Genomic DNA, 20,234 nt, shown 5'->3' with positions numbered 1-20,234 from the left:
GAGATGGTGATGCCGGGTGACAACGTGCAGATGACTGTTGAGCTGATTGCACCGATCGCGATGGAAGACGGACTGCGTTTTGCTATCCGCGAAGGTGGCCGCACTGTCGGCGCTGGCGTGGTCGCGAAAATTATCGACTAAGCCTCGATGGATACACGATCGACCGGGCCTGTGGTCCGGTCGGCTAACCCGCGGGCTAAGCCTGTGGCATGACATAAAGACTTAAAGAGAAAGACTATGGCTACTAATCAAAGCATCCGCATTCGCTTGAAGGCATTCGATCACCGCCTCATCGATTCGTCGGCTCGTGAAATCGTCGAAACGGCGAAACGCACCGGCGCACACGTGAAGGGACCGGTACCCCTGCCGACCAAAATGGAGCGTTTTACGGTGCTCATCTCTCCGCACGTCAATAAAGACGCTCGGGACCAATATGAGCTTCGGACGCACAAGCGTCTCATGGATATCGTCGATCCCACCGACAAGACGGTCGACGCCCTGATGAAGCTGGAATTGCCCGCTGGCGTGGATGTGCAAATTAAATTGAATTGATGGTTAAAAGTAGCCTATAATGGGCGGCTCACTGGCCCGGTGCAGTTAATCTTGCACCGGGCCTTCAGTTACCAAGGCCGGGATGGCTGCGTAACACCCCGAATTGATTGAATTTTTAGGGCAGGATAGGCGCCCCGAAGCGCCTGGCAGCCCGCAACAGCATCAACCAATCGAAGTTGATGCGGTGATAACGAGGAAACAGACATGACGATTGGTGTAGTTGGCCGCAAACGCGGCATGACTCGTGTGTTTATGGACGACGGCCGTTCCGTGCCCGTTACCGTAATCGAGGCATTGCCTAACCGAGTGACACAAATCAAATCTGCGGAGTCCGATGGCTACCGCGCACTGCAGGTGTCGACCGGCGCCCGCAGAGCTTCTCGCGTTACCAAAGCCCAGGCCGGCCACTTCGCCAAAGCGAAGACCGAAGCAGGTCGTGGCCTTTGGGAGTTTCGTCTGAATGACGAAGAGGGCGCCGACATCGAATTGGGCGCTTCGTTGACCGTCGATATGTTCGAAGAAGGTCAGGCCATTGATGTCACCGGCACAACCATCGGTAAAGGGTTTGCCGGTACGGTCAAACGCCACAATTTCCACATGCAGGATGCCACGCACGGCAACTCGCTGTCGCACCGCGCGCCGGGTTCCATCGGTCAGTGTCAAACACCGGGTCGTGTATTCAAGGGCAAGAAAATGTCCGGCCACATGGGTAATGTGCGCCGCACTCAGCCCAATCTTGAGGTGGTGCGAGTCGATGCCGAACGCAGCCTCCTGCTGGTCAAAGGTTCAGTTCCTGGCTCAAAAGGCAGCGACGTGATCGTCAAGCCGTCGACGCGAGGGAAAGGGTAATCATGGCGATGCAAATTAACAGCCACGGCGGCGCGGCCGTCGAAGTGTCCGAAGTTGCATTCGGTCGAGAGTATAACGAAGCCCTGGTGCATCAGGTGGTGACGGCCTACATGGCGTCTGGCCGTCGCGGTACCAAGGCGCAGCGTAACCGCTCGGCGGTGCGCGGCGGTGGTAAGAAGCCTTGGCGTCAAAAAGGCACTGGTCGAGCTCGTGCAGGCACCATCCGTAGCCCGATCTGGGTGGGCGGTGGACGCGCTTTTGCGGCCTCACCTCGCAGCCACAAGCAAAAAGTGAATCGCAAAATGTATCGCGGTGCCATGCAGTCGATTTTGTCTGAGTTGGTGCGTCGCGATCGATTTGTACTGGTCGACGAATTTGCGGTCGAAGCGCCGAAAACGAAAATGCTGGTCGACAAACTCAAAGGCATGGAAATTTCGGATTGTTTGATCGTGCTGGAAGGCTACGATGAAAACATTTATCTGGCCTCGCGTAACCTGCCCAATGTGAGCGTGCTCGAAGCCAGCGCGGTTGATCCGGTCAGCCTGCTTCGCTTCGAGAACGTGTTGATGAGCGTTGCCGCAGTGCGTCGACTTGAGGAGAAATGGGGATGAATGCTGAACGTCTCGCAACGGTATTGGTTGGCCCGCACGTGTCAGAAAAGAGCACGGTGTTGAGCGAAGAGCAAAACCAGTTCGTTTTTAAAGTGCGCAAAGATGCGAACAAAACTGAGATCCGTAAAGCGGTCGAGATGATGTTCGAAGTGAAGGTCGAGTCTGTTCAAGTGTTGAACATGCAGGGCAAGAAAAAGCGCTTCCGCATGACCATGGGCAAACGACCCGACTGGAAAAAAGCCTACGTCCGACTGGCCGAAGGCAGCACCATTGATTTCATGGGCGCGGAATAAATCCGACGCACTAAGATTTAAGCTAAAGGCGAAGAAAGATGGCATTACAAAAAGCCAAACCGACATCACCAGGGCGTCGCTTTAAGGTACGGGTACTGAAGCCCGAGCTTCATAAGGGCAAACCATATGGCCCGTTGCTCGAGAAGAAGACCAAAACCGGCGGTCGCAATAACGCGGGGCGCATCACCAAGCGTCACACGGGTGGTGGTCACAAACAGCGCTATCGAATCATTGATTTCAAGCGCAACAAGGATGGTGTGCCAGCGAAGGTGGAGCGTATCGAATACGATCCAAATCGCAGTGCGCATATCGCACTTCTCCTCTACGCGGATGGTGAGCGTCGTTACATTATCGCGCCGAAAGGTGTTGTGACGGGGGCGACCTTAGAGTCTGGCACCGAGGTGGGCATCAAAGTGGGCAACAATATGCCGCTTCGAAATATTCCACTGGGTTCTCTCATTCATTGTGTTGAGATGAAGCCCGGTAAAGGCGCGCAGATGGTGCGCACGGCGGGTGGTTCAGCGCAGCTGGCGGCCCGTGAGGGCAGCTACGCCACACTGCGCTTGCGCTCCGGCGAAATGCGTAAGGTGCATATCGACTGCCGGGCAACGCTGGGTGAAGTTGGCAATTCTGAGCATTCACTGCAAAAACTGGGTAAAGCCGGTGCCAAACGTTGGCGCGGCGTACGACCCACTGTTCGCGGTGTGGCCATGAACCCGGTTGATCACCCACATGGTGGTGGTGAGGGTCGTACTTCCGGTGGACGTCATCCTGTGACGCCATGGGGTGTGCCGACCAAAGGGTATAAGACACGTAAGAACAAGCGTACCGACAATATGATTGTCCGTCGCCGTTCTAAGAAGAAATAGTTAAAGAGGTAACGACAGTGCCACGTTCCGTAAGAAAAGGGCCTTTTGTAGATCTTCATTTGATGAAGAAAGTCGAAACGGCCGCCGCAAACAACGATCGCCGGCCGATTAAAACTTGGTCGCGACGTTCGATGATTCTGCCTGACATGGTCGGTCTTACGATTGCCGTGCACAACGGTCGAGCGCATGTTCCGGTGCTCATTTCCGAGAACATGGTGGGTCATAAGCTGGGCGAGTTCGCGATTACGCGAACCTACAAGTCGCACGCTGGCGACAAGAAGTCCAAGTAGGAGATTGAATAATGAAAGTGTCTGCTAAATTGCGATACGCGCGAATTTCTCCTCAGAAAATGCGCCTCATTGCTGATCAGGTTCGCGGTAAGTCCGTCGCCGATGCTGATCAGACGTTGGCGTTTATGCCCAAAAAAGGCGCCAAAATTTTACGCAAGATCTTGAACTCAGCGATAGCCAATGCCGAACACAATAATGGCGCGGATATCGACGAACTCAAAATCTCGTCAGTCATGGTTGATGAGGCCCCGCGTTTTCGTCGCTGGGAGGCGCGTGCCAAAGGTAACGGTAATCGCATCATCAAACGTAACAGCCACATCACTCTGCAAGTAGCAGACGAGTAAGAGAGCAGTCACCCATGGGTCAAAAAGTACATCCAATTGGCATTCGCCTCGGCATCACCAAAGACTGGACGTCTAAGTGGTACGCAGATAGTCAGACGTATCCTGAGTATGTTGCGACGGACCACAAGATTCGCGAGTTTTTGAAAAAGAAACTGTCGCAAGCGTCGGTAAGCCGAATTCAGATCGAACGCCCCGCGAAGAAAGCGCACATCACTGTGCACACTGCGCGTCCGGGTATTGTGATCGGTAAAAAAGGCGAGGATATCGAGAAATTGAGGCAAGCCGTGGCCAAGATGATGGGCATGCCGCTCGCGGACATTCGCATCAACATTGCAGAAATTCGTAAGCCCGAACTGGATGCCACGCTGGTTGCCGAGGGCATCGCTCAGCAGCTCGAGCGCCGCATTATGTTCCGTCGCGCCATGAAGCGCGCCGTAACAAACACCATGCGCCTCGGTGCTGGTGGTATCAAAGTGAAAGTGGGCGGTCGATTAAATGGCGCCGAAATTGCGCGCTCAGAGTGGTATCGCGAAGGTCGCGTACCGTTGCACACATTGCGTGCTGACATCGATTATGGGGTGGCAGAAGCGCTGACAACCTACGGCATCATCGGTGTCAAAGTTTGGATTTTTAAGGGCGAGATTTTCGACACGGCCGAAGCCGCAACCGAGAACGCCGAAACACCGGCTGCACGCTAGACCCGCGCGCGCCAGGAGAGTTTGATGCTACAGCCAAAAAGAACAAAGTTTCGCAAACAGATGAAGGGTAAGAACCGCGGCTTGGCCCAGCGCGGTAACAGTGTGTCGTTTGGCGAGTTCGGCCTCAAGGCTACTGCTCGAGGTCGCATTACTGCTCGTCAGATCGAAGCGGCTCGTCGCGCTATGACGCGTCACGTAAAGCGTGGCGGCAAGATCTGGATTCGGATTTTTCCGGACAAGCCGATCACAAAGAAGCCGCTGGAAGTGCGACAGGGTAAAGGTAAAGGCAACGTCGAGTACTGGGTGGCGCAAATCCAGCCCGGTCGCATGTTGTATGAGATGGAAGGGGTTGATGAATCGGTGGCGCGCGAGGCGTTTCGTCTTGCAGCGGCCAAGCTTCCGATCGCGACCGCGTTTGTGTCACGGCAGGTGGTGTGATGAAAGCAAGTGATTTGAGAAACAGCTCGGTGGCCGAGCTCAACGACGAACTGGTCAAGCTTCGCAAGGAGCAATTTAACCTGCGTATGCAAGAAGCATCGGGCCAGCTTACCTCATCCGATCAGTTCCGTAAGGTGCGTCGCGATATCGCGCGTGTCAAAACGGTGCTGAACGAAAAACGTTAAACACGAGCGAACGGTAATGACTGAACAAGCAAGCACTCAGATTAAGCGCACCGTGACCGGTAAAGTGGTCAGCGACAAAATGGATAAATCCATTACTGTCGCCATTGAGCGTAAGGTGAAGCACCCCATGTACGGCAAGTACGTGAGTCGCACGACCAAACTCATGGCGCATGATGAAAACAACGAAGCCAAGGCCGGTGACACCGTGACCTTGTCAGAATGTCGCCCACGCTCAAAGCGTAAAGCTTGGGAACTGGTGAGCGTCGTCGAACAGGCGCGTGTGCGATAGCGCGCTGGGCATTAACTTTTTAAGAATTGGATAAGTAGCCATGATTCAGATGCAAACAATCTTGACCGCGGCCGACAACAGTGGCGCGCGACGCGTGATGTGCATCAAAGTGCTGGGCGGCTCGAAGCGTCGCTACGCTAACGTTGGTGACGTGATCAAGGTCAGCATCAAAGACGCTATACCCCGCGGCAAGGTTAAGAAAGGCGAGATCTACAATGCCGTGGTTGTTCGTACTCGAAAAGGCGTGCGTCGGCCTGACGGTCAGCTGATTCGCTTTGATGGCAACGCGGCGGTTTTGCTCAATGCACGTCTCGAGCCCATCGGCACACGAATTTTTGGCCCCGTAACGCGTGAGTTGCGTGGCAGTAAGTTTATGAAGATTGTTTCGCTCGCGCCGGAAGTGCTCTAAGCATCAGGGCCCGGGATAAGGATTGCGGTATGAAAAAGATTAAGACAGGCGATGACGTCATTGTAATCACCGGTCGCGACAAAGGTCGTCGTGGCACCGTGCTCAAGCTGCTGCCGTTCGATCGGTTGTTGGTGGAAGGCATCAACGTGCGCAAGAAGCACGTTAAAGGCAATCCCCAGGAACCTGGTGTTGAGAGTGGAATTTTGGATCGAGAAACCTCTATCCATGTTTCCAACGTAGCGCTATATAACGCCGCCGAAAAAAAAGGCGACAAGGTGGGCATTCGCGTTCAAGAAGACGGTTCGCGGGTTCGCTATTTCAAATCCAACGATGAACTCGTGGATATTTAACAGGTAGTCAGACGATGAGCAGGTTGCAAACGTATTACAAAGAAACCGTTGTGCCCAAGCTGAAAGAAGAGCTGGGTCTCGACAATATTATGGAAGTGCCGCGCATTACCAAAATCACACTCAATATGGGTGTTGGCGAGGCGGTAGCGGATAAGAAAGTCATGGAGCATGCCATGAACGACATGGCGAAAATCAGTGGTCAGAAGCCGCTGATGCGACCCGCACGGAAGTCGGTGGCGTCGTTTAAGATTCGTGACGGTTATCCGATCGGTTGCAAGGTTACGCTGCGCCGTGAACGCATGTACGAGTTCCTTGATCGTCTGGTGAATATTTCGATTCCTCGTGAACGCGATTTCCGTGGTTTGTCATCCAAAGCATTTGATGGCCGCGGCAACTACAACATGGGAATCAAAGAGCAAATCATTTTCCCGGAAGTGGATTTTGATCAGGTGGATGCTATTCGCGGTATGGATATCGCCATCACCACAACGGCTCGTAACGATGACGAAGGTCGAGCGCTGCTGACAGCGTTTAACTTTCCTTTTAAGAAATAACGTGAGGATTGCCTGAATGGCTAAGAAATCAATGCTGATGCGTGAGCGCAAGCGCGAGAAACTGGCAAACAAGTACAAAGCCAAGCGCGACGAGCTCAAGGCCATTATTAAGTCGGTCCACAGTGACGATGAAGCGGTAGAGGCCGCGGTCGTCGCCCTGTCGAAACTGCCGCGTGACTCGAGTCCGTCTCGACAGCGCAACCGGTGCAGCATCTCGGGACGTCCCCACGGTTACTACCGTAAGTTTGGTCTCAGCCGCAACATGCTGAGAAAGTCCACCATGAATGGTGAGATTCCCGGCCTGCGTAAAGCAAGCTGGTAAGCGAAGAGAACAGAGGAAACATTCATGAGTATGACTGATCCCATTGCGGACCTGCTGACCCGCATTCGTAACGGCCAAAAAGCGCGGAAAGTCGCGGTTGCCATGCCTTCTTCAAAGAAGAAAGTGGCCATCTGTGAAGTGCTTAAAACCGAAGGCTACATCCAAGACTACGCGGTTGAGGCCGACGGCAGCAAAGCCGAATTAAAGGTGAGTCTCAAGTATTTTGAGGGTCAACCGGTGATCGATCGAATCAAGCGAGTGAGCCGACCAGGACTGCGAATCTATAAGAGCAGCGATGATCTCCCTCAGGTGTTAGGCGGTTTGGGTGTGGCCATCGTGTCGACCTCGCAAGGCGTTATGACCGATCGTCAGGCGCGTGCAAATAACCAGGGTGGCGAGGTGTTGTGTCTGGTCAGCTAATGCGCCGACAACACGCTAGAGAATTACGGAAACCGATATGTCCAGAATTGCAAAACAACCCGTTGTGCTGCCAAAAGGCACCGAGTACTCGGTGGCAGGCCGCACCGTAACGATTAAGAACGGCAAAAATTCACTGTCCTTGGATCTTCATCCCAATGTGGAAGTCGAGCAAGACGGTGATCAGCTCACGGTGCGCGCTGCTGGCGGTGGCAAGCAAGGCGTGGCCATTGCGGGCACTATGCGTTCGCTGCTGAACAACATGGCCGTAGGCGTTAGTGACGGCTTCGAGCGTCGCTTGAATCTGGTTGGCGTGGGTTATCGTGCTCAAGCGCAAGGCCAAAAACTCAATCTCACGCTCGGATTTTCGCATCCGGTGGTATACGAAGTATCGGATAACGTCTCCGTTGAGACGCCGAGTCAAACCGAGATCGTACTGAAGAGCGCCGATAAGCAGCGGCTGGGCCAAGTAGCGGCAGAGATCCGCGCGTTCCGACCGCCTGAGCCGTACAAAGGTAAAGGTGTGCGATACGCCGATGAGCGCGTCATTTTGAAAGAAGCCAAGAAGAAGTAATCGGGCTACAACGAGTTTTAGGAATTACTATGGACAAGAAACAATCACGTTTACGCCGGGCCCGCAAACCGCGTGCCAAAATGCGCGAGTTGGGCGTTCACCGCCTCAGCGTGTTTCGCACGTCGCAACATATCTATGCTCAGGTGATTGCGCCGACAGGCGACAAGGTGGTGGCAGCGGCCTCCACGGTACAGAAAGATGTGCGTGGTGATTTGAAGAGCACCGGCAACATCGAGGCAGCCAAATCAGTGGGTAGTGCGATTGCCGCACGCGCAATTGAAGCGGGGGTCAAGCAGCTGGCATTTGATCGGTCTGGTTTTCGGTACCATGGTCGCGTCAAGGCGCTCGCCGAGGCAGCCCGCGAAGGCGGTCTGGAGTTTTGATTTCAGTCGATTTGGTTAGAAAGCCAAATCAACAGGTTTAAGTGGGCAGAGCCCAAAATTAAGGTCGATATAAATGGCTAAACACGACAACAATAGCGCAGGCGATGATCTGCTTGAAAAACTGGTCGCGGTAAATCGCGTTGCCAAAGTGGTCAAGGGTGGTCGTCAATTTGGTTTCACCGCACTTACTGTTGTTGGTGACGGCAATGGGCGAGTGGGCTTTGGCTATGGCAAAGCGCGCGAAGTGCCGGTTGCAATTCAAAAAGCTATGCAGGCGGCTCGCAAAAATCTCATGAAGGTGCACCTCAACGAGGAAACCTTGCAGTACTCCACCAAAGGTCGCCATGGTGCGACGAAGGTGTACATGCAGCCCGCCTCTGATGGTACGGGCGTGATCGCGGGCGGCGCCATGCGCGCGGTGTTCGAGTGCGCGGGTGTTCGAAACGTGTTGGCGAAGAGTTATGGATCGCGCAACCCGATCAACCTGGTGCGTGCCACGATCAACGGCCTGAGCAGTATTAAATCACCCCAGTCGATTGCGGCGAAACGCGGCAAGTCTGTTGAAGATATTGTGAGCTAATTATGAGCGACACGAAAAAAATCAGAGTGACTCTGATCAAGAGTCAATCCGGTCGGCTCAAAAACCACAAGGCCAGCATTCGTGGTCTGGGTTTGCGCCGTATGCATCACACGGTCGAAGTGGAAGATACACCGCAGAACCGCGGCATGATCAACCAAGTGTCGTACCTGTTGAAAATTGAGGACGTCTAAGATGCGCCTGAACGAATTATCGCCGGCCAAAGGTAGCCGGAATCCGGTTAAACGCGTCGGTCGCGGCGAAGGTTCCGGTATCGGGAAGACCTGCGCGCGCGGCCAGAAGGGCCAAAAGTCTCGCTCAGGCGGATTCCACAAGGTCGGTTTCGAGGGCGGTCAAATGCCGCTGCAGCGTCGTTTGCCAAAGGTCGGGTTCAGCTCGCGCAAAGGTCGTTATGTGGGCGAAATTCGCCTGCAAGAGCTGGCTATAGCGGTGAAACACGCCGAAAACGGCGTGGTTGATCTCGATGCCTTGAAAAAAGCCAATTTGGTCGCCAAAAACACACAAAGCGTGAAAGTGATTTTATCGGGTGACATTACCGAGGCGGTCACGATCAAAGGTATTAAAGCAACGAAAGGCGCGCGCGCTGCAATCGAAGCAGCGGGCGGCAAGGTGGAAGACTAACGTGGCAAGCTCAGCCCAAGCGGTAAAAGGACTCGCGAACGAAGGTTCGAAGTTCGGGGAACTCAAGCGTCGTATCTGGTTTTTGGTACTGGCGTTGGTGGTTTACCGAATCGGCACCTATATTCCTGTGCCCGGAATTGACCCGCTGGCGCTCGAGCAGCTGTTTGCCCGTAACGATGGTGCCGGGTCCATGGTTGACGTGCTCGTCATGTTCTCGGGGGGCGCGCTTGAGCGACTGAGTATATTTGCCCTCGGGGTGATGCCGTACATCTCCGCCTCGATCATCATGCAGATTTTGACCTTCGTGGTGCCCACCTTCCAAGAATTGCGGAAAGAGGGTGAAAGCGGACGTCGCAAGATCACCAAATACACCCGGTACGGTACATTGGCATTGGCTACGTTCCAGTCGATTGGTGTGTCGGTGGCGATGCAAAATCAGCAGGGCGTGGTATTGAATCCGGGCCCCTCATTTGTCTTTCTCGCGGCAACCACATTAGTGGCCGGTACCATGTTCCTGATGTGGCTCGGTGAGCAGATCACTGAACGTGGAATTGGTAACGGCATAAGTATTCTGATTCTGGCCGGTATTATTGCCGGATTGCCAAGCGCGATCGGCGGTTCGATCGACCTGGTGAACAAAGGCGAACTGTCGCCCGTGATTGCAATTTTGCTGCTCGTATTGGTGATCGGTGTGCTTTACTTCGTGGTCTTCATGGAGATGGGTCAACGGCGCATCGCAGTAAACTATGCAAAGCGACAGCAGGGCAGGCGCGTCTATCAGACACCGACACAGCATCTGCCCTACAAGCTAAATAGCGCCGGGGTGATTCCGCCGATTTTTGCCTCGAGTATTATTTTGCTTCCCGTGACGATCGCCGGTTGGTTTGGATCGAGCGAGGAGTTTGGTTGGCTGCAAGATGTGGCGAACCAGATCGGCCCCGGTAAGCCGCTCTACATCATCATGTATGCGGCACTGATTATTTTCTTCTGCTTCTTCTATACGGCGTTGCAGATGAACACTAAAGAGACGGCCGATAACCTGAAACGCTCGGGTGCCTTTATTCCGGGTATCCGCCCGGGGCGTAAGACGGGCGAGTACCTCGATACGGTACTGACGCGACTGACGTTTTGGGGCGCGCTGTACGTAACGGCGGTGTGTTTGCTGCCCGAATTTATGATTCTGCAGTTTAACGTGCCGTTCTATTTCGGTGGCACATCACTGCTGATTATCGTGGTCGTTGTGATGGACTTTCGCGCGCAGCTCGCCGCCCATCTGATGACCACTCAGTATCAAGGCCTGGCGAAGAAGGCGAACCTGAAAGGCTACGGCCGCTCCGGTTCGACTCGCTAGTCTGGCATTGAGGATAAGTGCGATGAAAGTGCGCGCATCGATTAAGACAAGTAGTCGCGACTGCAAGGTAATCCGCCGTAACGGTGTGCTTCGGGTGATCTGTGATATAGACAGACGCCACAAGCTGCCGCAGGGCTGAGATCAGCAACGCGTTTTTATTAGATTAGTGGGAGACGGCTGAGATGGCCCGAATCGCTGGGATAAACATTCCCTTAAACAAACATATCGTTATCGGTTTGACGCACGTATTTGGTATCGGCACCACACGTGCTCGCATGATTTGCGCCGCATCCAATGTGGAGCCTTCGACGAAGGTCAAGGATCTATCGGAACCCGAAGTCGAGAAGATTCGAAATGCGGTTGCGGCATTTACCGTTGAGGGCGATTTGCGCCGAGAGACGGCGATGAATATCAAGCGTCTGATGGACCTCGGCACGTATCGCGGTATCCGTCATCGTCGTGGTTTGCCGGTCCGCGGTCAGCGCAGTCGAACCAATGCGCGAACCCGCAAGGGCCCACGGCGTCTGGTACGTAAGTAACACAGCGGCTCAACACCAACACCGCACCTGAATTTATTAACGAGTAAGAAACATGGCTGATCCAGTTCGTAAAAAGAAAGTGAAGAAGCATATCGTTGACGCGATTGCGCACGTGCATGCTTCGTTCAATAACACCATCATCACGATCACCGATCGTCAAGGCAATGCGCTGTCTTGGGCGACCGCCGGCGGCTGTGGTTTTCGCGGATCGCGTAAGAGCACGCCGTTCGCTGCACAGGTTGCCGCTGAAAAAGCCGGCAACGTGGTGAAGGATTTTGGTGTTAAAAATATGGAAGTGCGCGTCAAGGGACCCGGCCCTGGTCGAGAGTCAGCCGTGCGCGCGCTGAATGCAGCCGGTTTTCGAATTACCAATATTGAAGATGTTACCCCGATCCCACACAACGGCTGTCGTCCGCCGAAAAAACGTCGGGTCTAACGGAGAATCACCATGGCTAGATACTTAGGACCCACATGCAAGCTGTCGCGACGCGAAGGAACCGATTTGTTCCTCAAGAGTGGCGTGCGCCCTTTGGACTCCAAGTGCAAATTGGAAGTGCCTCCCGGCGGTGCTGGCCAGCGTCGTCCACGCACGTCTGATTACGGGCTGCAGTTGCGCGAAAAGCAAAAGCTGCGTCGTATGTATGGCGTACTGGAAAAGCAGTTCCGCAATTACTACAAAACTGCCGCTCGCCGCAAAGGATCAACCGGTGAGTTGTTGCTGGAGCAGCTTGAATGTCGTCTTGACAATGTTGTTTACCGGATGGGCTACGCCTCGACTCGTGCGGCTGCACGTCAGCTCGTGAGCCATAAAGGTATCGACGTTAACGGCTCCTTGGTCAATATTCCGTCTTATCAGGTGGCGGCTGGCGATGTCGTGTCAGTTCGTGAAAAGGCCAAGAAGCAGGCGCGTATTCAGTCAGCAATGGACATTGCTTCCCAGGTCGGGCGACCTGACTGGGTGGAAGTGGACGAGAAAGCACTGAGCGGTACGTTTAAATCGATTCCCCAGCGTGACGATATCCTGCCCGATATCAACGAAAACCTGGTGGTCGAGCTTTATTCCAAGTAATACGTTTTAGCGTAAGGGGTTACCTTCATGACAGGTTCCGTATCCGAATTTTTGAAGCCACGGGTGGTGAAAGTCCAGCCGATTACCAACACTCAGGCGCGCGTCACGATCGAGCCGTTTGAGCGTGGCTTTGGCCATACGCTGGGTAACGCCCTGCGTCGCGTACTGCTGTCTTCGATGTCAGGGTGCGCCATTGTGGAGGCCGAAATCGACGGTGTGCTCCATGAGTACACGCATATCGAAGGCGTGCAGGAAGACGTGGTTGAGATTCTCCTCAATTTGAAAACCGTGGCGCTGAAGATGCATTCGCGTGACGAAGCCTACCTTACCCTGTCGAAGAAAGGGCCAGCGGTGGTGACGGCGGGCGACATTGCATCGGATCATGACATCGAAGTGATGAACCCCGACCTGGTGATTGCGAACATCAACGCCGATGGTCAGCTAAACATGAACCTTAAGGTGATTCGGGGTCGCGGCTACCAGCCCGCCGCTCAGCGCAACCGCTTCGAGGAAATTTCTGGCCCAATCGGCCGATTGCAGCTCGATGCGTCGTTCAGTCCGATTCGCCGCGTAAGCTACACCGTGGAAGCGGCGCGTGTTGAACAGCGCACGGACTTGGATAAGTTGCTCATCGATTTGGAGACCAACGGCACGATCGATCCCGAAGAGGCGATTCGATTTGCCGGCAATATCCTCAAGGATCAGCTATCTGTATTTGTCGACCTGCGTGGCGCCGATGAGACCGCCGCAGCCATGGCTGAAACGCACGTCGATCCCATTTTGCTTCGACCCGTCGACGATTTGGAGCTCACCGTGCGTTCGGCAAACTGCTTGAAAGCGGAGAGCATCAACTATATCGGCGACTTGGTGCAGCGTACCGAAGTGGAATTGCTTCGAACGCCAAACCTCGGCAAAAAGTCCCTGACCGAAATCAAAGAGATTCTCGCTCAGCACGGCTTGGCGCTTGGCACCATGCTCGACAACTGGCCGCCACCGCAACTACGCGGCGAAGCGAGCCACGAATCCGCCATTATCTAGATAGGCTAGAACGGCAAACTGTTAAAGAAAGAATTTTAGGAATACCGACATGCGACATCGTCAATCCGGACGGCAGCTTAATCGAAATAGCAGCCATCGTCGTGCCATGTTTCGTAACATGACCGCGTCAATTATAAAACACGAGACCATACGCACGACGCTACCCAAAGCCAAAGAACTGCGTCGATATATTGAGCCGCTGATCACTATGGCCAAGACCGATAGCGTGGCAAACCGTCGTCGCGCGTTTGATCGTTTGCGCAGCAAAGAAGCGGTGGGCAAGCTGTTCAATGAGTTGGGCCCTCATTTCAAAGAGCGCCCAGGCGGCTATTTGCGAATTCTTCGGATGGGTGAGCGCCCAGGCGACGCCGCACCCATGGCATTGGTACAGCTCGTGGATCGCGTGGTTGTATCCGATGATTTCGATGATGACGACGACGACGAGTAACCAATCTTGATAGTCCTTTAAAAGCCGGCCATGCGCCGGTTTTTTTTTGCTTTTTGTTGGCAAAACCGCTGTTGCCTCGCGGGATGAAAGCGATCGTCAGGCGATTGTTACAAGCGAAAATCCAATCACAAACTGCAATAATCGGTAGGCAAAGTGTGCGAAAAAGAAAGCGATGATAAACAGTGGCGTGGTTACAATCGCCCTCCACCACGACACGCCCATCCCGCGCTTCAGCATGGGGGTCGCATAGACAAACAGCACGGCCAAAATGACCGGGCTAAGGTTCGGTATACGTGTCTTCCAGTCATCCGGTAAGAGCCAAAAGATCAAGCTGAATATCGAACTCATCGCTATGAGGTAAATCATAATAAACGCGAAGTAGTGAAGCGCTACGACTACGTGATCGGCGTAATACAGTCGTCGGTCGATAAAGAGCAGCTGCGTAAACATTGCCATCAAGGGCACATGCAAAATGACCATTAGCTTCGCAAGCTCAGCGACTTTGAGCTCGTAGTGGCGTTCAATGTCGGCAAAAGAGAGGTCCCCTTTGGCCAGATAGCAATCCACCCATTCAATCACCAGTGCCCGATATGGCTGAAGTTCATATTGCTCGGTCAGCGACAGCTGCAAATCAGAAAGCGGCGGTGCTAAGAAATACAGTAGGTTTCCAAGTAAGAAAAGGCCGATGGGAGACAAATAGTATCGTCGGCGCCCGGTGCGATACGCCGATGACAGTGTGCCGGGCCGAAAAAAAAGGGTGCCGAGCGAGCGCCATAGTCGGCTGTCGACCGACGTCAATTCAACGAAGCCAGAGCGGAGCAAGTGCATGACGCTGCGGTCGCGCCCCTCGGCGACCTCCTGACCACACGCTGGGCAATAGGCATGGGTTTCATCGAGCTCGGCACTGCAGTTTTGACACAACATCAATAGCGATTGTCACGATAACCGAATGAGAAACCTATTATTGGCTAGTGTGGTGGTTTACGCAAAACGACATTGAGATCGTTGTGCGCCCAAACGCGAAATACCCTGCGGCCGATCGGCTTGGAAGTAACGCGATTTGGCGAGTCCGTCGTTATGCCGGGCGAGAGAGGAGATCCTCGGTGAACACTTTGTATTGATTGCGGCCCGCCGATTTTGCTTCGTACATGGCTAAGTCCGCGCAGTGCAAGAGTTCTCGATACGTACGATTCTGATGAGGTGTATGAATGATACCGATGCTCGCGCTGATGTGCAGACGAATACTCGTCGATTGAGCAGGCGGAACAACAGAATAGGGATGGGCAAGTTCGATGAGAAGCTGTCCGGCGATCCGTTTCACGGTGTGTTCAAATGCTTCGCCGTTTTCGACGGTGTTGAGATAAATGAGAAACTCATCGCCGCCCAAGCGAGCTACGATATCGTGAGCGTGAACGTTGGCGATAAAGCGCTGTGCAACGAGCTGCAGTATTTGATCGCCTGCCGCGTGCCCGTATCGATCATTGACTGGCTTGAATCCATCTAAATCGATGTACAGCAACGCGCCGGTTGAGCTTCTTGATTGCATTAAAGACGATTCAACTTGATGCCGTATGTGCGCACGCGTTGCCAGACCGGTAAGAGGGTCGACCGATAGTTGGGCGGCTAGCTTTTCCTGATGCGCAACGATGTCCATCAAGCGCTGATGTCGCTCGAGTGAATTACGCAGAATTCGAAATAACAGGGGCGCCGTAATTTCTTGTTTCATGACAAAATCACAAGCGCCTGAGCGAATCGCCGTGTCGCCGATGATTGTTCGGTCATCGGCGGTGATCACAATCAGCGGCTTACGTTGTTCGGTCGCGTAGGCAAGATACTCCAATCCCGTGTGACGATTGTCGAGACTGTAGTCAGAGACATAAATATCATGCTCGTTGAGAGCGATGGATTGCCGACCATCCTCAAAACTGCTCGCGGTATCAACCTGAAACTGCGTTGAATAGTTAGCGAGCAGTGCGACCAGTAGATCAAGATATTCCGGGTCGTCATCGATGATCAGCAGTTTTACGGGTGAAGGCATGATGGAAAGTAGAGCGAATACGGCAATACTCGACTATTGCATATTCACTGTTCACAGCAAGCCATCCGCGGATTGCATTTACCCTTGTTTACATTCCGCCATTTTTCCGACTCAACATTGTCGCAGCGCGCAAAACAAAGGGCCGTTTTATCGGGTGAGCGTTAGTCCGACAAGGCCGTGGCAGGCGAACGAATCAAGCGAATCGCCTGCCAGCAATCCCAGGTGATAATGGCGGCAATGATCATCAACGTAACGCGCAGGCTACGTTCAAGTAACGCGCTTCCCTCGACGAGTCCGTCGATCGATAGCAGCACGGGCTGCGCGATCAAATAAACGCAGGCGAGCAGGGCAGCGACACACAGCAACAGTTCTATGCCGAGGGCGCGGCGCGTCCAGGCACGCTTAACCAGCGTTGTGGCGTGGAGCACAAACGCCGCTCCTGCGATGATATTGAGCGGCCAGTAGAGTGGCGCCCAGGCGCTGGACAGTGAAATCGTAAACTCACTGCCCAGGGCGGGGAACCAGTTTTGCAGCGCCAGGGCGCCATTCCACCACAATAAAAACACACCCTCTGTGATCAGATTAGTCATGACGTCGCTTCGGTTGACCGGCGCAGGCGGAGCGTCACGTAGCGTGGCAGCCGACCAATTGTCATACCAATCGAGACGCTCCCCATACTGCTCAAGCACGGCAAATCCAATCACAATCGCTGCGACAAGCCAGCCGCCGAGGCTCAGCACATTGCCAAACAGCGACCAAAACCCGGTGGTAAAGCCGCTGGTCACCCATGTGAGGAGCTGAAGAGACACCACAATTACAATGGTTACGGTGAGTACGGTTGATAGTGTTTGGACAAACGCTGGGAAGAGCTCGGGACCGATAAGATAACGGGGCTCCGAATACGCTTCGGCCACTTTTTGCGGATGGCCACGACGATCGAGCACGGATTCGATCTGCTCGCGATTGGGAGCGGGGCCGAATTCGCTGATTTCGTCCTCCAGCGCACTGCGAAGCTCAGCCAAAATGTCGGATTTTTGGGCGTCAGGCAGATAGCGACCCACCTCGTATAAATAGTGATCGGTCAACGACATGGTCAGTCCTCCTCAATGGCGCTAATCACGCAGGTATTCAGTTCCAGCCATTCCTGACGGAGCCCGCGGAATACGCGATGGCCTTCGCTGGATAGAACATAGAAGCGTTTACGTCGCTTGTTTTCTTCACGCCACTCGCTGGTGAGTAGACCTTGCTTTTCTAAGCGTCTGATGAGCGGGTAAAGCGTGCCTTCATCAATTGAAATACCCATAAAGTTCAGGGCTTTACCGAGTGAGTAACCATAGTGTTCGGTACGTAATACACCCAGTACAGCAAGCACCAGTACGCCTCGGCGGGTTTCATGAATGAGTTTTTCAAGTGTTTCCGATGACATGCTCTATGTCCCATATAGTATGTGATGCATACTATGTGATACACAGGTAATTGTCAAACCAATTCGAGTACACGATGTCACCCGGGTGTCCGTCCGACCGGACAATAAAGAGTGGGCACGGAGGCCGTGACGGATTCAATCGCCATGCGGAGGACGGGCCATTCAGCCGATTCGGCATGACACGTTGCCGCACGTTTCGGGAAAGAACGTCTCCGAACCGGTACTCACTTGCACGTCGCGGGACACGTGTTGCGGGAACGGAGTAACCGCCGTTGGGGACCATGTTTAGGGATAGGCACCCACTTGCACGTTGCATGACACGTGTTGCGGGACAGCAGTAACAGGACAGGCATTCACCGTGTAAGGAGACCGGCACCTACGGCAAGAGCCATGGGTATTCCAAAGACCTTGGTCGCCGCTTGCAGATCGATTTCACCCATTCACCCGGAATTCACCTTGATCTCACAAACAAATGAGGGTCGGCTAGTTATTTTCGCCTCACTAGAATAAAAGTTTGGGAGGAAAGTAACATGCAATCGCTAGTCCGACATTTGCGCCTCGTTGCGCTCGCGCTGTTGAGCGCTGCTCTACTGACGGTGCCCGCAAAGGCCCAGCATCCTACTTTGAACATTGTCGAAACGGCGGTTGCCAGCGACGATTTTAATTTGCTCGTCGCCACTTTGGAAGCCACGGGATTAGACGCGGCGCTTGCGGATGAGCACGCGAATTTCACCGTATTTGCGCCGACCGATGCGGCCTTTAAGGCGCTGGGTAAAGACACCATCATTGCGCTGCTCGATGACACAGAGACACTGAGCGATATCCTGCTGTATCACGTGCTTGATCGGAAGAAATCGGCTCGCCAGCTTGAGCGGCGCAATGGGCGGACGGTCAAGGCGCTCAATGGCGATCGGATCGACGTTAGCGTTGTGGGCCATGATCTGTTCCTCAACGATTCCGAGGTTATTGTGCGTAACATTCGCACGACCAATGGCATCATTCACGTCATCGACCAAGTACTGATTCCACCGGAAGAGGTGCCTGGCCCCACATTGAACATCGTTGAGACGGCGGTGGAAGCCGGTAGCTTCACGACATTGGTGGCAGCGCTGGAAGCCACAGGTCTGGATCAGGCGCTCGCCAATCCCGACGGTACCTTTACGGTGTTCGCACCAACCGACGCGGCGTTTGACGCGTTGGGTGCCGACACGATCGGTGCCCTGTTGAACGACCCTGACACGCTCAGCGATATTCTGCTTTACCACGTGCTGGGCTCGGAGCGTCCGTCCAGCAACCTGCTGCGTCGCTCGAGTCGTTCGTTACGCGCGCTCAACCATGACCGCGTTATTACCAACATTACCGATGAGGGTTTGTATATCAACCAATCATTGGTGGTGGCCCAGGACATTCAGACGAGCAACGGCATTATTCACGTGATCGACCGCGTTTTGTTGCCGATCACCGATGAAGTCGTTGACGGCACGATTGTCGATGTGGCGGTCGAAGCCGGTTCGTTCACAACGCTCGTTACCGCATTACAAGCCACCGGGCTTGACCATGTGTTGGCCAACCCGCACTACCGGTTCACCGTGTTCGCGCCGACGGATGCTGCATTTGAAGCGCTAGGACAGGACACGATTAACGAACTGCTGGCCAATCCACGCGCGCTGACTGACGTATTGCTCTATCACGTGAGCGCCTGGCCGAAGAAATCGGACCGTGTGCTTCGAAGTACGGTTCGCGGCATTCGCATGCTCAATTGGGATCGCGTGAATGTGGGTCTTGAAGAAGGCGAGATCTTTATCAACGATGCGCAGATCATCGTCAAAGACATCGTTACACAGAACGGTGTCATCCATGTCATTGATGCGGTGTTGGTTCCCCCCTCGCATTGATTGAACCGGACCTCTGGTCTGGAGTGGCCACAGCCTGCCTGGGCTGTGGCCTTTTTTTATCCCCGCGAATCCCGCTGAGCTTGTGGGCCAGCGCATGAACAAGGCAAAAACTTGCTGGCGACAAGGAAAGCTTGTAGAGTGCCAGCATGCCTGCAAAACCTTCGCGTCGACTGACTCAAGACGAGCGCTCCGCGCTGTCGGACCAGCGCCTTATTGATGCAGCAATTCGTCTAATTGTCGACGTCGGCACCAACGGCGCGACGCTTAAAGCGCTGGGTGACGCCTCGGGTTACAGCCGCGGTCATGTCACCTATCGCTTTGGTACGAAAGCCGGGTTGTTCAAAGCGGTGATCAAGCAAGTCTCGGAGCGATGGGCGCGCACACTGGAAGCGCAGGTGGCCGATGCGACGGGTGCCGATGCCCTGATGGCCTGTGCCGATGCCTACTACGCGTTTGTGCGCGAGTCTCCCGACGACATCCGCGCGATGAACATTCTAAGCCAACAAGCGTGCGAGCCCGACTCCGAACTCAAAGACATTGTGTGTCGCGTCAAACAACGTCAGGCCAAACAGCTTCAGAGCTGGATTCATCAGGGGCAGGAAGCGGGCACGATCAATCCCAAACTCGATGCCGCCGCAAGCGCGGCGCATTTTATTGCGTACAGCTCTGGAATCGGACTGCTGTGGATGCTGGACAAAGACAGTTTTGACTGGCCGCGCGTGCAGCAACACGCCAAGCAGCGTCTTGCCGACGAGCTCGCGGTGCGCAAATAACCTCGACAGGA

The 20,234-nt window shown here is 54.2% G+C and carries 35 protein-coding genes; 31 read left to right on the top strand and 4 right to left on the bottom strand.

All coding sequences use genetic code 11. The features are described from left to right. From tuf to rplQ, 29 genes are all read left to right on the top strand, one after another. A partial coding sequence (gene tuf, locus AAF465_09410; protein ID MEM7082941.1) for an elongation factor Tu occupies nucleotides 1-141 on the top strand: 141 nt, incomplete at its 5' end. A gap of 96 nt (nucleotides 142-237) precedes the next feature. After that, the gene (rpsJ, locus tag AAF465_09405) at nucleotides 238-552 is read left to right on the top strand and encodes a 30S ribosomal protein S10 (GenBank protein ID MEM7082940.1); all 315 of its coding nucleotides are present in this window, start codon (nucleotides 238-240) and stop codon (nucleotides 550-552) included. 204 nt (nucleotides 553-756) lie between these two features. Beyond that, entirely contained in the window at nucleotides 757-1,401 is a 645-nt protein-coding gene (gene rplC / locus AAF465_09400; GenBank protein MEM7082939.1) for a 50S ribosomal protein L3, read from the top strand. Nucleotides 1,402-1,409: 8 nt separating this feature from the next. Further along, the gene (rplD, locus tag AAF465_09395) at nucleotides 1,410-2,012 is read left to right on the top strand and encodes a 50S ribosomal protein L4 (GenBank protein ID MEM7082938.1); all 603 of its coding nucleotides are present in this window, start codon (nucleotides 1,410-1,412) and stop codon (nucleotides 2,010-2,012) included. Next, the gene (gene rplW / locus AAF465_09390) at nucleotides 2,009-2,305 is read left to right on the top strand and encodes a 50S ribosomal protein L23 (GenBank protein ID MEM7082937.1); all 297 of its coding nucleotides are present in this window, start codon (nucleotides 2,009-2,011) and stop codon (nucleotides 2,303-2,305) included. Before rplD ends, rplW begins: the two co-directional genes overlap by 4 nt. Nucleotides 2,306-2,343: 38 nt before the next feature. Then, complete coding sequence (gene rplB / locus AAF465_09385; protein ID MEM7082936.1) at nucleotides 2,344-3,174, top strand: 50S ribosomal protein L2; 831 nt, start codon at nucleotides 2,344-2,346, stop codon at nucleotides 3,172-3,174. Between the two features lie 17 nt (nucleotides 3,175-3,191). Continuing rightward, the gene (rpsS, locus tag AAF465_09380; GenBank protein MEM7082935.1) at nucleotides 3,192-3,464 is read left to right on the top strand and encodes a 30S ribosomal protein S19; all 273 of its coding nucleotides are present in this window, start codon (nucleotides 3,192-3,194) and stop codon (nucleotides 3,462-3,464) included. Between the two features lie 11 nt (nucleotides 3,465-3,475). After that, a complete protein-coding gene (gene rplV, locus AAF465_09375) occupies nucleotides 3,476-3,808 on the top strand; it encodes a 50S ribosomal protein L22 (protein ID MEM7082934.1) in 333 nt (110 codons plus the stop codon). Nucleotides 3,809-3,822: 14 nt separating this feature from the next. Next, nucleotides 3,823-4,506, top strand: coding sequence for a 30S ribosomal protein S3 (gene rpsC / locus AAF465_09370; protein MEM7082933.1), 684 nt, complete (start codon nucleotides 3,823-3,825; stop codon nucleotides 4,504-4,506). Nucleotides 4,507-4,530: 24 nt separating this feature from the next. Beyond that, nucleotides 4,531-4,944, top strand: coding sequence for a 50S ribosomal protein L16 (rplP, locus tag AAF465_09365; protein ID MEM7082932.1), 414 nt, complete (start codon nucleotides 4,531-4,533; stop codon nucleotides 4,942-4,944). After that, nucleotides 4,944-5,129 (top strand): 50S ribosomal protein L29, encoded by a 186-nt coding sequence (gene rpmC / locus AAF465_09360; GenBank protein ID MEM7082931.1) that lies wholly within the window; start codon nucleotides 4,944-4,946, stop codon nucleotides 5,127-5,129. The genes rplP and rpmC overlap by 1 nt, the downstream gene beginning before the upstream one ends. Before the next feature lie 16 nt (nucleotides 5,130-5,145). Beyond that, complete coding sequence (gene rpsQ / locus AAF465_09355) at nucleotides 5,146-5,418, top strand: 30S ribosomal protein S17 (protein MEM7082930.1); 273 nt, start codon at nucleotides 5,146-5,148, stop codon at nucleotides 5,416-5,418. Between the two features lie 40 nt (nucleotides 5,419-5,458). Next, nucleotides 5,459-5,827 carry a 50S ribosomal protein L14 gene (gene rplN / locus AAF465_09350; protein ID MEM7082929.1) on the top strand — a complete coding sequence of 123 codons (369 nt, stop codon included), beginning with the start codon at nucleotides 5,459-5,461 and terminating at the stop codon, nucleotides 5,825-5,827. Between the two features lie 29 nt (nucleotides 5,828-5,856). Then, nucleotides 5,857-6,177 carry a 50S ribosomal protein L24 gene (rplX, locus tag AAF465_09345; protein ID MEM7082928.1) on the top strand — a complete coding sequence of 107 codons (321 nt, stop codon included), beginning with the start codon at nucleotides 5,857-5,859 and terminating at the stop codon, nucleotides 6,175-6,177. Between the two features lie 14 nt (nucleotides 6,178-6,191). Continuing rightward, a complete protein-coding gene (gene rplE / locus AAF465_09340; GenBank protein MEM7082927.1) occupies nucleotides 6,192-6,731 on the top strand; it encodes a 50S ribosomal protein L5 in 540 nt (179 codons plus the stop codon). 16 nt (nucleotides 6,732-6,747) lie between these two features. Beyond that, nucleotides 6,748-7,053, top strand: a complete 306-nt coding sequence (gene rpsN / locus AAF465_09335) for a 30S ribosomal protein S14 (GenBank protein MEM7082926.1) — start codon at nucleotides 6,748-6,750, stop codon at nucleotides 7,051-7,053. 24 nt (nucleotides 7,054-7,077) lie between these two features. Then, nucleotides 7,078-7,473 (top strand): 30S ribosomal protein S8, encoded by a 396-nt coding sequence (gene rpsH / locus AAF465_09330; protein ID MEM7082925.1) that lies wholly within the window; start codon nucleotides 7,078-7,080, stop codon nucleotides 7,471-7,473. A gap of 37 nt (nucleotides 7,474-7,510) precedes the next feature. Next, a complete protein-coding gene (rplF, locus tag AAF465_09325) occupies nucleotides 7,511-8,044 on the top strand; it encodes a 50S ribosomal protein L6 (GenBank protein ID MEM7082924.1) in 534 nt (177 codons plus the stop codon). A 29-nt stretch (nucleotides 8,045-8,073) separates the two neighbouring features. Further along, complete coding sequence (gene rplR / locus AAF465_09320; GenBank protein MEM7082923.1) at nucleotides 8,074-8,427, top strand: 50S ribosomal protein L18; 354 nt, start codon at nucleotides 8,074-8,076, stop codon at nucleotides 8,425-8,427. A gap of 73 nt (nucleotides 8,428-8,500) precedes the next feature. Next, nucleotides 8,501-9,007, top strand: a complete 507-nt coding sequence (gene rpsE / locus AAF465_09315) for a 30S ribosomal protein S5 (GenBank protein ID MEM7082922.1) — start codon at nucleotides 8,501-8,503, stop codon at nucleotides 9,005-9,007. A 2-nt stretch (nucleotides 9,008-9,009) separates the two neighbouring features. Next, nucleotides 9,010-9,198, top strand: a complete 189-nt coding sequence (rpmD, locus tag AAF465_09310; GenBank protein ID MEM7082921.1) for a 50S ribosomal protein L30 — start codon at nucleotides 9,010-9,012, stop codon at nucleotides 9,196-9,198. A 1-nt stretch (nucleotide 9,199) separates the two neighbouring features. Next, nucleotides 9,200-9,646: a 50S ribosomal protein L15 gene (gene rplO, locus AAF465_09305; GenBank protein ID MEM7082920.1), complete on the top strand. Its 447-nt coding sequence runs from the start codon at nucleotides 9,200-9,202 to the stop codon at nucleotides 9,644-9,646. Between the two features lies 1 nt (nucleotide 9,647). Then, nucleotides 9,648-10,997: a preprotein translocase subunit SecY gene (gene secY / locus AAF465_09300; GenBank protein ID MEM7082919.1), complete on the top strand. Its 1,350-nt coding sequence runs from the start codon at nucleotides 9,648-9,650 to the stop codon at nucleotides 10,995-10,997. A gap of 22 nt (nucleotides 10,998-11,019) precedes the next feature. Further along, entirely contained in the window at nucleotides 11,020-11,136 is a 117-nt protein-coding gene (rpmJ, locus tag AAF465_09295; GenBank protein MEM7082918.1) for a 50S ribosomal protein L36, read from the top strand. A gap of 43 nt (nucleotides 11,137-11,179) precedes the next feature. Then, nucleotides 11,180-11,536 (top strand): 30S ribosomal protein S13, encoded by a 357-nt coding sequence (gene rpsM / locus AAF465_09290; protein ID MEM7082917.1) that lies wholly within the window; start codon nucleotides 11,180-11,182, stop codon nucleotides 11,534-11,536. 52 nt (nucleotides 11,537-11,588) lie between these two features. Continuing rightward, nucleotides 11,589-11,972, top strand: coding sequence for a 30S ribosomal protein S11 (gene rpsK, locus AAF465_09285; GenBank protein ID MEM7082916.1), 384 nt, complete (start codon nucleotides 11,589-11,591; stop codon nucleotides 11,970-11,972). A gap of 12 nt (nucleotides 11,973-11,984) precedes the next feature. After that, complete coding sequence (rpsD, locus tag AAF465_09280; GenBank protein MEM7082915.1) at nucleotides 11,985-12,605, top strand: 30S ribosomal protein S4; 621 nt, start codon at nucleotides 11,985-11,987, stop codon at nucleotides 12,603-12,605. 27 nt (nucleotides 12,606-12,632) lie between these two features. Continuing rightward, nucleotides 12,633-13,643, top strand: coding sequence for a DNA-directed RNA polymerase subunit alpha (gene rpoA, locus AAF465_09275; protein ID MEM7082914.1), 1,011 nt, complete (start codon nucleotides 12,633-12,635; stop codon nucleotides 13,641-13,643). A gap of 49 nt (nucleotides 13,644-13,692) precedes the next feature. After that, nucleotides 13,693-14,091 (top strand): 50S ribosomal protein L17, encoded by a 399-nt coding sequence (gene rplQ, locus AAF465_09270; GenBank protein MEM7082913.1) that lies wholly within the window; start codon nucleotides 13,693-13,695, stop codon nucleotides 14,089-14,091. A gap of 96 nt (nucleotides 14,092-14,187) precedes the next feature. Here rplQ and AAF465_09265 read toward each other — a convergent pair whose 3' ends face one another. The 4 genes from AAF465_09265 to AAF465_09250 all read right to left on the bottom strand — a co-directional run bounded on the left by AAF465_09265 (nucleotide 14,188) and on the right by AAF465_09250 (nucleotide 17,555). Beyond that, nucleotides 14,188-15,015 carry a DUF3667 domain-containing protein gene (locus AAF465_09265; protein MEM7082912.1) on the bottom strand — a complete coding sequence of 276 codons (828 nt, stop codon included), beginning with the start codon at nucleotides 15,013-15,015 and terminating at the stop codon, nucleotides 14,188-14,190. Between the two features lie 151 nt (nucleotides 15,016-15,166). After that, entirely contained in the window at nucleotides 15,167-16,129 is a 963-nt protein-coding gene (locus AAF465_09260) for a GGDEF domain-containing response regulator (GenBank protein MEM7082911.1), read from the bottom strand. A gap of 161 nt (nucleotides 16,130-16,290) precedes the next feature. Continuing rightward, nucleotides 16,291-17,220, bottom strand: a complete 930-nt coding sequence (locus AAF465_09255) for a hypothetical protein (GenBank protein MEM7082910.1) — start codon at nucleotides 17,218-17,220, stop codon at nucleotides 16,291-16,293. 2 nt (nucleotides 17,221-17,222) lie between these two features. Beyond that, nucleotides 17,223-17,555, bottom strand: a complete 333-nt coding sequence (locus AAF465_09250; protein MEM7082909.1) for a helix-turn-helix transcriptional regulator — start codon at nucleotides 17,553-17,555, stop codon at nucleotides 17,223-17,225. A 530-nt stretch (nucleotides 17,556-18,085) separates the two neighbouring features. Here AAF465_09250 and AAF465_09245 point away from each other — a divergent pair. After that, entirely contained in the window at nucleotides 18,086-19,450 is a 1,365-nt protein-coding gene (locus tag AAF465_09245) for a fasciclin domain-containing protein (protein ID MEM7082908.1), read from the top strand. 146 nt (nucleotides 19,451-19,596) lie between these two features. After that, nucleotides 19,597-20,223 (top strand): TetR/AcrR family transcriptional regulator, encoded by a 627-nt coding sequence (locus AAF465_09240; GenBank protein ID MEM7082907.1) that lies wholly within the window; start codon nucleotides 19,597-19,599, stop codon nucleotides 20,221-20,223. Nucleotides 20,224-20,234 lie beyond the last annotated feature (11 nt).

This window comes from Pseudomonadota bacterium, assembly GCA_039028935.1.
Taxonomy (GTDB): domain Bacteria; phylum Pseudomonadota; class Gammaproteobacteria; order Steroidobacterales; family SZUA-146; genus SZUA-146.
The sequence above is the reverse complement of the archived record's forward strand: the minus strand, read 5'-3'. Positions and strand labels throughout refer to the sequence as shown.